General features: G+C 73.5%; 11 protein-coding genes and 1 pseudogene. 2 read left to right on the top strand and 10 right to left on the bottom strand.

Annotated elements, in window-relative coordinates:
* From D6689_10325 to D6689_10285, 9 genes are all read right to left on the bottom strand, one after another.
* On the bottom strand, positions 1 to 615 hold the full coding sequence (locus tag D6689_10325) for a DUF2760 domain-containing protein (protein RMH41680.1): 615 nt from the start codon (positions 613 to 615) through the stop codon (positions 1 to 3).
* A 91-nt stretch (positions 616 to 706) separates the two neighbouring features.
* Positions 707 to 1,273 carry a LemA family protein gene (locus D6689_10320; protein ID RMH41679.1) on the bottom strand — a complete coding sequence of 189 codons (567 nt, stop codon included), beginning with the start codon at positions 1,271 to 1,273 and terminating at the stop codon, positions 707 to 709.
* The gene (locus tag D6689_10315) at positions 1,270 to 2,007 is read right to left on the bottom strand and encodes a hypothetical protein (GenBank protein RMH41678.1); all 738 of its coding nucleotides are present in this window, start codon (positions 2,005 to 2,007) and stop codon (positions 1,270 to 1,272) included. Before D6689_10315 ends, D6689_10320 begins: the two co-directional genes overlap by 4 nt.
* A 150-nt stretch (positions 2,008 to 2,157) precedes the next feature.
* Positions 2,158 to 3,078: a TPM domain-containing protein gene (locus tag D6689_10310; protein RMH41677.1), complete on the bottom strand. Its 921-nt coding sequence runs from the start codon at positions 3,076 to 3,078 to the stop codon at positions 2,158 to 2,160.
* 79 nt (positions 3,079 to 3,157) lie between these two features.
* Positions 3,158 to 4,945, bottom strand: coding sequence for a serine/threonine protein kinase (locus D6689_10305; protein ID RMH41676.1), 1,788 nt, complete (start codon positions 4,943 to 4,945; stop codon positions 3,158 to 3,160).
* 151 nt (positions 4,946 to 5,096) lie between these two features.
* On the bottom strand, positions 5,097 to 6,908 hold the full coding sequence (locus tag D6689_10300; GenBank protein RMH41675.1) for a serine/threonine protein kinase: 1,812 nt from the start codon (positions 6,906 to 6,908) through the stop codon (positions 5,097 to 5,099).
* 48 nt (positions 6,909 to 6,956) lie between these two features.
* Positions 6,957 to 8,267, bottom strand: coding sequence for a hypothetical protein (locus tag D6689_10295; protein RMH41674.1), 1,311 nt, complete (start codon positions 8,265 to 8,267; stop codon positions 6,957 to 6,959).
* Complete coding sequence (locus tag D6689_10290) at positions 8,264 to 9,799, bottom strand: amidohydrolase (GenBank protein RMH41673.1); 1,536 nt, start codon at positions 9,797 to 9,799, stop codon at positions 8,264 to 8,266. The genes D6689_10295 and D6689_10290 overlap by 4 nt, the downstream gene beginning before the upstream one ends.
* 146 nt (positions 9,800 to 9,945) lie before the next feature.
* On the bottom strand, positions 9,946 to 10,344 hold the full coding sequence (locus D6689_10285; protein RMH41672.1) for a hypothetical protein: 399 nt from the start codon (positions 10,342 to 10,344) through the stop codon (positions 9,946 to 9,948).
* On the opposite strand from D6689_10285, the gene D6689_10280 reads away from it, so the two are divergent.
* Positions 10,325 to 11,044 (top strand): hypothetical protein, encoded by a 720-nt coding sequence (locus D6689_10280; GenBank protein ID RMH41671.1) that lies wholly within the window; start codon positions 10,325 to 10,327, stop codon positions 11,042 to 11,044. The genes D6689_10285 and D6689_10280 overlap by 20 nt on opposite strands.
* A gap of 420 nt (positions 11,045 to 11,464) precedes the next feature.
* On the opposite strand, the pseudogene D6689_10275 reads toward D6689_10280, so the two are convergent.
* A pseudogene (locus D6689_10275) lies at positions 11,465 to 11,566 on the bottom strand (cold-shock protein).
* Between the two features lie 186 nt (positions 11,567 to 11,752).
* Between D6689_10275 and D6689_10270 the strand changes: the two are divergent.
* Positions 11,753 to 12,181, top strand: coding sequence for a hypothetical protein (locus tag D6689_10270; GenBank protein RMH41670.1), 429 nt, complete (start codon positions 11,753 to 11,755; stop codon positions 12,179 to 12,181).
* Positions 12,182 to 12,315 lie beyond the last annotated feature (134 nt).

Below are 12,315 nucleotides of genomic sequence, written 5' to 3'. Positions count from 1 at the left end.
TCAGCCGATTTCGACCTCGGCCGGCGCGATCACGCTCCGATCGACCTGGTCGCCGAGCACCGGCAGGTTGACCTCGACCGCGCGCCAGCCGTGGTGGCGGAGGACGCCGGTGAACGGCGGCTCGCCGGACACGTCGCCCGACAGGCGGATCTCGCCCGGATCGAAGCCCGGCTTGATCGTGACGGTGTCGTCTTCGTTACCGGGCATGATCGGCTCGAGGCGCACGTGGTCGTCGAGCGCCTTCTTGCAGCCGCGGTGGATGTCGCGTGCGGCCGCGCCGACGTCGGCGTCGTCGTAGTCGTCGATCGCTTCCTGCAAGAAGTCGACGAGGCGGCCTTCTCGCTGGAACAGGCCGAGCAGCGCGAGCGCGCCCTCGCGGCGCAACTCGGCCGCGTTCGCCGGCGGGCGCCGCGGCTGCGCGGGCTCGGCCGCCGCGGGCTCGGCCGCCGCGGGCTCGGCCGCCGCGGGCTCGGCCGCCGCCGCGGGCGCGTCCGCATCCGGCTCCGGCAAGCCCTTGGGCAGCGCGTCCGCGGGCAAGTAGCGGGCGGCCGCGGCCGGCAACTTCATGAAGAACAGCAGCCGGAAAAAGCAGCTGAAAGCGAGCCAAAAGCGCATGTCGGCTGTGGGGTTAGCCCGGCGGCCGGGACCTGTCAAGGCGCGGGCGGACCGACCGGCGCGGCGAGGCCGGCGCCACCGCCCGGCGGCGTCAGAACTCCACCTTGGGAACCTGCTTGGCGGTCGCCTCGGCTTCGAAGTACTCGCGCGCCTCGAACCCGAACAGGCTCGCGAACAGGTTGCCCGGGAACCGCTTGATCGTCGTGTTGTAGCGCTTGACCGCCTCGTTGTAGCGGCGGCGTTCGACGGCGATGCGGTTCTCGGTGCCGGCCAGCTCGTCCTGAAGGCGCGTGAAATTCGCGCTGGCCTTCAGGTCGGGGTACCGCTCGGCGATCGCCAGCAGCCGGCCGAGCGCCGAGCTCATCTGGGCGTGCGCGCTGGCGGCATCGGCCGGGCCCTTGGCTGCCAGCAGCTTGCTGCGCGCCTCGGCGACCGCGGAGAAGATGTCCTTTTCGTGCGCCGCGTAGCCCTTGACCGTGTTGACGAGGTTGGGGATGAGGTCGGCCCGGCGCTGCAACACGTTCTCGACCTGCGCCCACGCCGCGTCGATCTCTTCGTTCGCGGACACGAGCGCGTTGTACTTGGCGACGCCGCAGCCGCCGGCGATGAGGACGGCCAGGACGACGCTCCCGATCGCGATGCGGGCAGCTTTGCTCATGATGGCTCCTGTGTGGTGGGGACGATGTCGTCGATTCGCTTCACGATGCGGCCGAACAAGTCATAGCAGTCGGCGAACAACGGCTCGACCTCGCGCGGCGCGCGGCCGCGTGCGGCGGCGTCGACCGCCTCGAGCGGCGCGGGATCCAGGTCGAGCCGGCGGCACAGCGCGCGGGCCACGTCGAGGTCGCTGCGCGGCACGTCGTCGCCGAACAGGCGCAGGCAGCCGCGCCAGACCAGGGCGAACGCCGGGTATGCGTGCACGAGCAGCCGGAGCAGGGCCCGCTTGTCGCCGGCCGCCTCCACGTAGCCTTCGCGCAGGCGCATCATCTTTTCGCGCAGCTCGCGTTCGCACTGGAGCCGCAAGTGCTCCGGCACGACCTGCACCTGGGCCAGCGGGTCGCGGCCGTGCAGGACGACGTGGTGGCTCGCCAGGTCCAGCAGCTCGATCGGGAACACGTCGGCCATCGCCGCGAGCTGCGCGCGCGACACGATGCGCGGCGTCGGGTGGCCCCGCCGGCGCCACCACGCGACCGGACGGGCGAACCGCGCGAGGGTCGCCAGCTCGAGGTCGCGCGCGACGATCAGCACGTGCACGGCGTGCGGATCGGCGTACGCGTCGCCGTGGGCCGCCGGCCCGTACAGGACCGCGGCGTCGAGGCCGTCGGCGGCGGCGCGCACGAGGCGATCCACGAAGGCCGTGACGGTGGGCGGAATGCTCGGGGGAGACGTCATGGTGCGACCCGGCGATCGCGTCGTAGCACACCCGGCGCCGCGGCGCGCGGGCGGTCCGTCGCGGCGCCGCCGCGGCCGCGTCGTGCCGGCGTGTCGCCGGCCGCGCCGCGGGCCGGCCGACGGCGGTGCCACCGGGCGCGGGCCGCGCGGTCAGAACCCGCGGCCCGCGCCGCCGCCGCCGAAGCCGCCGCCGCCGAAGCCGCCGCCGCCGCCGCCGCCGCCGAAGCCGCCGCCGAAGCCGCCGCCGCGGTGGCCGCCGCCGGACAGCAGCATCAAAAACAGCACCGGATGGCGGACGAACGCGTAGCCGAGCGCCACCAGCAGCAGCGCGATCACCACGATCTCGCCGGGTGTGAGCCGTCTGCGGGGCGGCTCGCGTACGGCGATCGCCCCGTCCAGCGCGACGCCGAAGTGGCGCGCGACCACCCGTGCGAGCGCCGCGCTCGCATTCGCCAGGCCGCCATCGAAGTCGTCGCGCCGCAGATGCGGTACGACGTACGCGTCGAGCAGCGCGCCGACGCGGCCGTCGGGCAAGAAGCCTTCGACGCCGTAGCCGGTGGCGATGAAGATGCGCCGGTCCTCAACCGACAGCGCGACGACGATGCCGCGGTCTTCGCCCTTGCGGCCGACGCCCCACGTCTGGCCGACGCGGACCGCGAACTGCTCGATCGTCTCGTCGACGAGCCGCGGCACCGTGACGGTGACGATCATGACGCCCGTCTTGGCGAACAGCTCGCGGTGGAGCGCCTCCAGCGCGCGGCGGGTTTCCGGGCGCAGCACGCCCGCGGTGTCGTAGACCGATCGGGCCGGGTCGCGGGTGGGCAGCGGCGTCGCCGCCCGCGCGGCGCCCGCCCATGCGATCGCAGCGGCGGCAGCGACGAGGGCGACGGCGGCGTGGCGGCCACGGAGCATCGGGCTCGACCGTAGCACCTTCCCCGCGCACACCACACCGCGACCGCGGCGCGACCGCGGCGGCGAGGAGGCTGTTGCGTATCGGCGCGCCAGCGAGGTTGCGCGATGCGAGGCGAGGTTCGGCGCACGCCCGCAGCGCACGACGGCGCGTATCCACATACGGAACCGAAGGGCGCGAGCACGTAGGCCGACGATCGCCCGCAGATCGCGACCGCAGCCAGCGGCTAGGCGCAACAGCTTACGCGGTCGCCTTTTTCAGCAGTCGGCGGCCGCGCTCGCGCCAGTCGTCGTCGAGCGCACCCGCGAGCGCCGCCTCCAGCGCGTCGCACAGTTCGTCCGCGGTGAAGAAGCGATCGTCGGGATGCTTGGCGAGCGCGATCGCGAACCAGGCGTCGACGTCGGCGGGCACGTCGACGATGGCGGTCGGGCGGCGGGGCATGTCGTACACGACGCGGTACAGGATCTCGGGCGTGTCCTTGCCGCGAAACGGCGGAACCCCGGTGAGCGCGCGGTACAGGATCGCGGCGAGGGCGTACAGATCGGCGCGGCTGTCGACATCCTTTCCCTGCGCCTGCTCGGGCGCCATGTACACGGGAGTGCCGACGACGCGGCCGTGCGTGAGCGTGCCGTCGCCGCCGAACACTTTGGATACGCCGAAGTCGAGGATCTTCCAGGTGCCCTCGCGACCGTGCGGGTCGGGCGGAGCGTCCCCCCGGTGCAAGAACAGGTTCTGCGGCTTGATGTCGCGGTGGACGATGCCGGCGTTGCCGGCGGCCTCGATTCCGGCGCCCACTTCGCGCGCGAGCTTGACCAGCGCCCGCTTGCCGAGTCTGCGGCGGTCGCGCAGCAGCTGAGCCAGATCCTGTCCGCGCAGGCGCTCCATCGCCAGGTACGGCAGCGCCGCACCTTCCGGGCTCACCTCGATGACGCGCACGATGTGCGGCGACGCGACGGCGGCGGCGGCCTTGACCTCGCGGTGGAACCGCTGCTCGAAGTCGTCGCCGGCGGCGGCCGGGTGCAGCAGCTTGACCGCCGCCTCGCCGCCCGTGTCCACGTGGCGCGCCTCGTAGACCTCGCCCATCGCGCCGCGGCCGATCACGACGCCGAGTTGGAACGAGCCGACCCGGCGGCCGGTGAACCGGCCGCGGCCGCCGATCTGCATCGCGCGGTCGAGGTCGGCGCGCACCTCGTCGATTAGCGCGTCGCGCTGCGCGATCGCACGCACGGCGCGGTCGAGTTCCTCGAACGCCTGCAGGGCGGCGCGGCGCGACAGCCGCGCGGTAAACAGCGTCGCCGCGAGCACCGCCTGCACCAGCGCCTGGCCGATGATCTGCTCGCGGAGGCCGAGGTAGTCGGCGCGCACCAGCGAGTGGACGCCGTCCGGGTTTGCGATGGCGAGCGCCGCCAGCCCGGCCTGGCCGGCCGCGAGCAGGCCGTAGACGGTCGCGGCGACGGTACGGCTGCGACCGAGGCCGATCAGGTAGACGGCGAGCACCGCGAGGATGGGCGCCGGCGAAAACGGTCCGAAGTACAGGATCGCGGCGACGATGGTGAGCGAGGGCGACAGCCATGCTGCCGCGACGGTCAGGTTGGTATAGCCGTGCGCGTCATCGCGCGTGATCCGGTGCAGCCACAACGAACTGAGCGACGACAGCACGACGCCGGCGTACAGCAGCGCTTTGGCGCGCGGGTCGCCGCCGATCCACGGCAACGCGACGGCGGCCGCGACGCACAGCCCGAGCACCATCGGCAACAGCCGTCGCGTGCGCGCGATCTCGTCGAGCCGCAGCGCGTCGGCCGGCGACCGGACGGCGGGGCCGCGGGGGTCGCTGGCCGGCCCACCGGCGGAGCCGCCGCCGGCCGTGCCGTGGCTGGCGGTGTCGCCGGTCGCCGCGCCGGTGTCGCCCGTCGCCGCGCCGGTGTCGTCGGTCACCGCGCCGTCGCCCGCGCGCCCGCCGGGCGCTCGGCTGCGCCGCCGGCGTCGCGCGGCCGGCGCCTCGATCGCGGTTTCGTCGCCGCGCGTCATCGCCGGTCCGCTTCGACGTGCCGGGGCCGGCGCCGGCGGCCCGTCCGGTCGCTGGTGGTCCGCGCGAGCGCAACGTCCGCGGTCCGCGCGAGCGCGCGTGCCGCGGTCCGCGCGAGCGCGCGTGCCGCGGGCGGGCGCATCGGCTGGGCGGTCACACGCGGCCCCACGGGTGGCGCGCGAGCAGCGCCTGCGCGCGCGCGCGCAGCGCGTCGTCGACGCGCCCCTCGGCCGCCAGCGCCAGCGCCGCGGCGAAGTCGGCCGCCGTCTCGAACCGATCCTGGGGGCGCTTGGCCATCGCGATCGCGAGCACGAGGTCGACGTCGGCCGGCAGCTGCGCGACGTCGCTGGGGCGCGGCGGCATGTCGTAGACCACGGCGTACAGAATGGCCGGCACGTCCTTGCCGGTAAACGGCGGCCGGCCGGTGAGGCACCGGTACGCGACCGCGCCGAGCGCGTACAGATCGGCGCGGCCGTCGACGTCCTCTCCCCGAGCCTGCTCCGGGGCCATGTAGACCGGCGTGCCGACGACGTGCCCCTGCGTGAGCGTGCCCGACTGACCGGCGAGCTTGGACACGCCGAAGTCGAGAATCTTCCACGTCGGCGGGCCGTCGGGCGGCTCGTGCAGCAGCAGGTTCTGTGGCTTGATGTCCCGGTGGACGATGCCGATCTGGGCCGCGCGGTCGAGCACGGAGCCGACCTCGGCGACCAGCTTGACCACGTGGCGGATGCTCAGCCGGCGGCGTTCGCGCAGATGGTCGGCGAGGTCGCGTCCCTCGAGCCGCTCCATCACCACGTACGGGATCAACTCCATCGTGTCGCTCACGGTGAGCACGCGGACGACGTGTCGCGACGCCAACTCGCTGGCGGCCTTCGCCTCGCGGAAGAACCGCGCCACGTGGTTCGGGTTCTCCAACACGTTCGGGTGGAGCACCTTGACGGCGGCCGGCTCGTCGGTGTCGACGTGGAACGCCTCGTACACTTCGCCCATCGCGCCGCGTCCGAGCACCCGGCCGAGCTTGTAGCCGCCGAGCACCTGATCGCTGTAGCGGCCCATGCCCTCGTGGCGGCGCGCCTCGTCCAGCTCGTGTTTGAGTTCCTGGACCAGCGCTTCGCGCTGGCCGACCTGCACCATCGCCGTCTGCAGGCGATCGATCGCGCGCAGCGTCGTCTGCCGGGTCGCGCGAGCGATCAGATAGGTCGACAGGTAGATGCCCTGAAGGATCACCTGCGCCAGGATCAGCTCGTGGCGCGGCCGGTCCGGTACCGGGAACAGTCCCGGATCCTCGAAGACGCCCGCGAGGATCATGCCCGACAGCGACGCCTGGAATCCCGCACACATCAGATAGACGGCGAGCGCCGCGCGGAGGCTCTCGCTGCGCGAAAAGAAGTACAGCCCCATCACGATGATGGCGGGCGCAACGGAGAACACGCCCCAATAGAACACGCCGGTGTACGCCACGATGACCGCCGTGAAGGCGACGAAGGTCACCTGGCGCTGCGGGTACGCATCGGGACGCCGCAGGCGGCGGTGCAACAGCGCCCCGTTGACGGCGAGGAACGCGCACGCGCCGGCCAGGACCCACTTGAGCGGCCGCGAGCCGCCCAGAAACGGCAGCGACGCCGGGATGCCGGCGCAAAACGCATACACGATGAACAAGAACTGGCGGGTGCGCTCGACCTCCTCGTGTTTGAGCGCGTCCACCGGCGACGTCGCCGTGAGCGGTCCACTGCCGGCGACCGACGGCGCCGATCCGAGGGCCGACGCCTGCGCGCTCGCGGCGGCGATCTCGCGACTGCGCCGCAGCGCCTCCGGCGACGCGATCTGCGTGTCGGCGTCGTCGCCGCCGGCCGGCGGCGCGGGCTCGCGGCGCGCGTCGCCGCCGGGCGCCGTGGCGTCGGTCGACTGTGCGCCGTCGCCGGCGGGCTGCGTGCGCTCGGACGTGTCCGTCGGCTCCGACTTCACCCCTGCGCCATTGTAGCGCGGATGGCGCGGGGCGGCGCTGCGGCGTACCTACAGCGTGCGATAGCGCTCCAGCAGCCGCGTCTGCCGCGTGCGCAACGACTGGTCGACGCCGCCGATGAACACGTGTTCGGCGCGGGTCGACAGCTCGAACGGATCGCCCGACCACACGACCAGGTCGGCCGCCGCGCCGCGCTCGATCGTACCGCGCCGGGCGCCGCCGGCCTCGCCGTAGATGGCCGCCGGGACGGTCGTCACCGCCGCGAGCGCGTCGTCCCACGCCATGCCGAACGACACCGCGATTCCGCACAGTTGGCGCAGCGTGCGCGCGCCGGCCGCGTCGCCGAGCGTCGACAGCGCGACCGCCACGCCGGCGTCGCGCAGCAACTTCGGTGCGTCGTCGCGCACGTAGATGCGGTCGAACGAAGCCGGCAGGTTCGCGGTCGGGTCGAGGATGACCGGCACGCGCGCGGCGGCGAGCTGGTCGGCGACACGCCACGCCTCGGCCCCCCCCGCGATCGCGATCGACAGCTTGTACTCGCGCGCCAGCGCCACCGCCGCGAGGATGTCCGATGCGCGATCGGCCACGATCACGAGCCGCGTGCGGCCGCGCAGCACCGGCTGCAGCGCCTCGAGGTCGAGGCGCTCGGCGGTGAACGCGCGCGACTGGTTGCGCTCGTACGCGCGCCGGTTGCGGCCGTAGGCCGCGGCGTCATCGAGCAGTTCGCGCAGTCGCTCGACCGCGACGCCGCGCGATCCGCGGGCGACGCCGAGCGCGCCTTCGCCAAGTTGTGCATGCAACGCGGCGACCGGGCGCACCGTGACCGCATCGACGGTGACCGCGTCGGCCAGCGACATCCACGCCGACGCGCCGGCGACCAGGCCGCCGCGCGGAACGGCGACGACCGAGGTGATGCCGCCGGTTCGCGCGATCGGGATGGCGACCGACGCAGGGTTGTAGCCGTCGGTGACGCGGTACGCGGCGTGGATCTCGTCGTCGTCCGGCAGCGCCTCGTTGGGGTGGCGGCCCTCGACCGTCTCGCGCACCGCCGGCACCTCGACCAGGCCTACGGTCGAGTAGGGCTCGACGAAGCCGGCGGTGACGACCTTGCCGGTCGCGTCGATCACGCGCGCCCCGGCCGGCGCCTTCACGTCGCGCCCGACCGCGGCGACGACGCCGTCGCGGATCACGATGGTGGCGCCGTCGAGCCGCTGGCCGGGGCGCGGGTACACGGTTGCGTTGCGGATGACGACGCTGTCGGCGCGCGCGGCCGCCGGCGCGACGGCCGCACCAGCCGCGGCGGCCACGAGCGCCGCGTGCCGCAGCGCCGAGCGGTGCGCGACAGTGCGCGGGGGCATCATTTCTGACCTCCATCGATCGCGGAGTTGCCGAGTTCGAAGTCCGTCGGGGTCGGGCCGGCGGCGCGGTCGTACACCAGCTCGCCGCCGTTGAACACCAGGTCGGCCCGCGCGTACACGCTAAACGGGTGGGCGCTCCACACGACGACGTCCGCGCGCTTGCCGCGCTCGAGCGTGCCGGTCACCCCGTCGATGCCGAGCACCCACGCCGGGTTCGCCGTGATCCAGCGCAGCGCCTGGTCTTCGCTGATGTCGATCCCGGCCGCGCGGCCGGCGTACATCGCCTTGGCCGCCTCCTGGTTGAGCCGTTGGATGCCAATCGACGAGTCGGAGTGGATCACCGCGCGGCCGCCGGCCTCGGCGAACAGCGCCGCGTTCTCGGGGATGCCGTCGAACGCCTCCATCTTGAACCCCCACCAGTCGGCCCAGGTCGAGATCGCGATGCCGTGGTCGACGAGCACGTCGCGGACCTTGTAGGCCTCCAGCGCGTGGTGAAACGACCGGATCGAAAACCCGAACTCGTCGGCGATCGCGACCATCTCCCGGATCTCGGGCGCGCGGTAGCAGTGGATCTGCACCAGGATGTCGCCGTCGAGCACCGCCGCGAGCGTGTCGAGCTTGGCGTCGCGCGGCGGCGGTTCGGGCGCGGGCTCGCCGGGGATGCGCCGCTTCGGCGGCAGTGTCGCGTTCAGCTGCTGCGCCCGCGCGCGCTTTTTGAGCCACAACTCGCGGGCGCGGGCGTAGGCGCGCCACTTGGCCCGGTACTCGACGGCGCTCTGGAACGCCGCGCGGAACGCCGCGTACTCGCCCATCCGCGTCTGCGGGCCGCCCTTTTCGCCGTACACGCGCTTGGGGTTTTCGCCGCACGCCATCTTGAGTGTGCTCGGCGCGCCGGGGAACCGGACCTCGTCGACCGTGCGGCCGGGCACCATGCGCACGACGAACCCGCGGCCGCCGATCAAGTTCGCGCTGCCCGGCAGGATCTGCGCGGCGGTGACGCCGCCGGCCGCCGCGCGCGCGATCGCCGGGTCCTGCGGCCAGTAGCCGTACGCGGCGCGCACCTCGGCCGTCACCGGCGCGGTGGCTTCGTTGCCGTCGCTGTGGGCGGCCACGTGGGGCGCGGCGTACACGCCGATGTGCGAGTGGGTGTCGATGATCCCGGGCGTGACGAACTTGCCGGTGGCGTCGATCACGCGCGCGCCGTCCGGAATGGGCACGTCGCCCGCGCCGATCGCGGCGATGACACCGTCGGCGAGCACGATCGTGCCGCCGTCGATGCGGTCGCCGGCCGCGGTGAGGATCGTGGCGCCGCGGATTGCGACCGGCGGCGGCGGCTCGACCGGGCGCGGCGCCACCTCGCGCGGCCGGGGCAGGTCTTGCTCCGGGTCGGTCCAGGGGGCGATCACGTCGAGGCGCGGGGGCTTGGCGGCGGGCGTGCGCTTGGCCGCGCCGCCGCACGCGGCGACGGCGGCCAGCAGGGCGGGCCACGCGCCGGTGCGCAGACCGCTGCGCGCGGCGGGCGACCGGGGCGACATGGGGGTGAACATGCGCGACACATAGCACGGTCGCGCCGGCGGCTGCAGCGGCCGCGGTTTGCCCGGATGGCGGCCCTCCGCGCCGTTCGCGAGCCGGCGCCGCGGGCCGGAGGACCGATCTCACAACTCGTTGCAGGCGCTTGCAATCATTGGCGGTCGTGCGCGCGTCGGGCGCGAAATTCGCGCCCTGTCGCAGGGCGATGGTAGCGTGGCGACCGGCGGTTGAAGTGCGGGGTCGCTGCGCCGTCCAACCGCGGGCGTCGCGCGGCGGCGCTCGAGGCTATCTGAACGACAACCAGCAAGGAGAAGACACGGATGATACGGTGCAACAGGTTTGGCGCGATGGCGCTCGCGCTGTCGCTCACGTCGCTGCCCGCGTACGCACAGTACGACGATCTGGGGCTCGGAGACGACACGGGCGATGCATTGGGCGACGCCGGGGATGCGGACGCGGGGGACGCGGCCGGCGACGGCGAGGCCTCCGGCGACGCCGGTGGCGCGGCCGCGCACGCGCACCCGAAGCTGATGGCCGGGGCGGCGCTCATGGTCCCGCGCGGGGTCACCGGCGGTGACATCAACGGCCCGGAGTTCGGCTTCTGGGTCGAACTCAAGCCGTGGGCCCACTACCACGTCGACGACAAGATCAGCGCAGGGGTCGAGATCCCGCTGCTGCTGAGCAAGCCGGACTTCGGCGACGCGAGCCCGGAGTTTCTCCAGGCGTTCGTCGTCGACGGGCGCTACGCCGTCAGCGAGCAGCTCGGTGCGACGGCGATCCTCGGTGCGGGGCGGCCCGGCCGGCTGGTCATCAATCCGTGGGGCGGTGGCTTCCTCCCCGGCACAAACGGCGACATGAAGGTGGGGCTCGGCGCGGGCGCCGACTACCGCCACGAGCTCGACAAGATCGCCATCCACGCCGGAGGTCAGGTCCGCGTCCAGCTCGACTCGGCCACGGACGACATGGGGGAGACCGGCACGGCACTCGTCCTTCACGTCCCGGTGATGGCGATGTACCAGGTCGACGAGAAGATCCAGGCGGGCGTGGCGACCGGCGTGTACACCGGCGACGACCTCAGCTTCGACGCGAACGACAACTTCACGCTGCCGTTCGTGCTCGGCGGGCACTACGCCGTCAACGCGAACCTCGCCGCCGGGGCCTTCTTCGGCTTCAGCAGCCTGGTGACGCAGGACGGCATGGGCGTGGCCGACACGCTCACGTTCGGCGCGTTCGCCGAGTGGCACCCGTAGCCGAGCGGGTGCAGGACGGGACGTATCCCCGGCGGGGCCGGTCGCACCGGCCCCGTTTTTTCGTGCGCCGCCTCGGCAGCGTGCCGATCGAGATGTAACGGCAACGAGTTGGCCGCCGCGCGCGACGCGCGTTCACCGCGAAGTTACATCGGCGTTACCCGCCGTGCATTCCGGCGAAATCCGCGCCGGCTATGTCTGTGCGCTCGGAACCGCGAAAGGGGATACGCCATGACACGCATTCGCATCGCGCACTGGAGTCTGCTCGCCACGCTCGTCGCCGCCGCGCCCGCGGCCGCTCGACCGGTCGACGGGGCCGGCGGAGCGCCCGACGGCGCCGGCACGGCGCCCGGCGACGATCGGGCCGCCGGCGCGGACGCCGCGTCGGGGGACGCCGCCGGCGCGCACGCCGCGTCCGGGGATGCCGCCGGCGCGACCGCCGCGTCGGGGGACGCCGCCGGCGCGGACGCCGCGTCCGGGGACGCCGCCGGCGCCCCGGCGGTCGTCGGCGCCACCGCGAGCGCCGGGCCGGAGCCGGCGACCTCCGGCTGGTTTCGCATCGACACCGACGCCCTCGGAACGCAGTTGTGGGTCGGCGCGACCCATTCCGTCGGCGACTGGGCGCTCGCGTCGGACATCTACGTCGTCGGTTCGTTCGCCGAACTCGACCTCGGACCGTCGCTGGCGATCGGCCCGGCGACGTTCACGCCGATGGTCGGCATCGGCTTTGACTTCGCCGCGGCGGACTTCGCCTCGCTGATCGCGCCGCAACTGTTCACCGTCGTGGACCTCGACCGGGCGTACGTCGAGTCGTGGGTGCAGGTGTTTTTCAACAGCCCGTTTTCCGACGGCGCCGAGGATCTCGCCTATACGCGCAACTTCGCGCTGTACAAGCTGTCGGACGCGGTGCACGTCGGCCCGCAGATCGAGGTCGGTTACCGGCTCAACGACTTCGCCGGCGACGCGGCCGCCGGCGCGGCTCCGTTTTCGTCCGGGCTCGTGAGCCTTCCGATCGGCGGCCGCGTCAACCTCGGCTACGGTGACCACAACACCCTCGGGCTGTTCGTCGGCTACGAGACGCAGGCAGCGTCGGGGGCGGACGCGGTCGCCGGCCGGTTCACGTTCGTCCGCACCTGGTAGTCTCGCGGCGCCCGCCACTTTGGACCGCGGCCGCGCGCCCGCCGCCGCGGTCCGCGCGCTGCGGCCGCGCGCCCGCCGCCGCGGTCCGCGCGACTTTGCTACGCTGCCGCGCGGATGGTCGCCTTCCCCGACAG

Source organism: Deltaproteobacteria bacterium (assembly GCA_003696105.1).
GTDB lineage: Bacteria > Myxococcota_A > Polyangia > Haliangiales > J016 > J016.
The sequence above is the reverse complement of the archived record's forward strand: the minus strand, read 5'-3'. Positions and strand labels throughout refer to the sequence as shown.

Excerpts from the sequence above, each read along its gene's own strand:
- D6689_10325 (RMH41680.1), bottom strand. The coding sequence starts at position 615 with ATGCGCTTTTGGCTCGCTTTCAGCTGCTTTTTCCGGCTGCTGTTCTTC.
- D6689_10320 (RMH41679.1), bottom strand. The coding sequence starts at position 1,273 with ATGAGCAAAGCTGCCCGCATCGCGATCGGGAGCGTCGTCCTGGCCGTC.
- D6689_10315 (RMH41678.1), bottom strand. The coding sequence starts at position 2,007 with ATGACGTCTCCCCCGAGCATTCCGCCCACCGTCACGGCCTTCGTGGAT.
- D6689_10310 (RMH41677.1), bottom strand. The coding sequence starts at position 3,078 with ATGTGGATACGCGCCGTCGTGCGCTGCGGGCGTGCGCCGAACCTCGCC.
- D6689_10305 (RMH41676.1), bottom strand. The coding sequence starts at position 4,945 with ATGACGCGCGGCGACGAAACCGCGATCGAGGCGCCGGCCGCGCGACGC.
- D6689_10295 (RMH41674.1), bottom strand. The coding sequence starts at position 8,267 with ATGATGCCCCCGCGCACTGTCGCGCACCGCTCGGCGCTGCGGCACGCG.
- D6689_10290 (RMH41673.1), bottom strand. The coding sequence starts at position 9,799 with ATGTCGCCCCGGTCGCCCGCCGCGCGCAGCGGTCTGCGCACCGGCGCG.
- D6689_10280 (RMH41671.1), top strand. The coding sequence starts at position 10,325 with ATGGCCGGGGCGGCGCTCATGGTCCCGCGCGGGGTCACCGGCGGTGAC.
- D6689_10285 (RMH41672.1), bottom strand. The coding sequence starts at position 10,344 with ATGAGCGCCGCCCCGGCCATCAGCTTCGGGTGCGCGTGCGCGGCCGCG.
- D6689_10270 (RMH41670.1), top strand. The coding sequence starts at position 11,753 with ATGGTCGGCATCGGCTTTGACTTCGCCGCGGCGGACTTCGCCTCGCTG.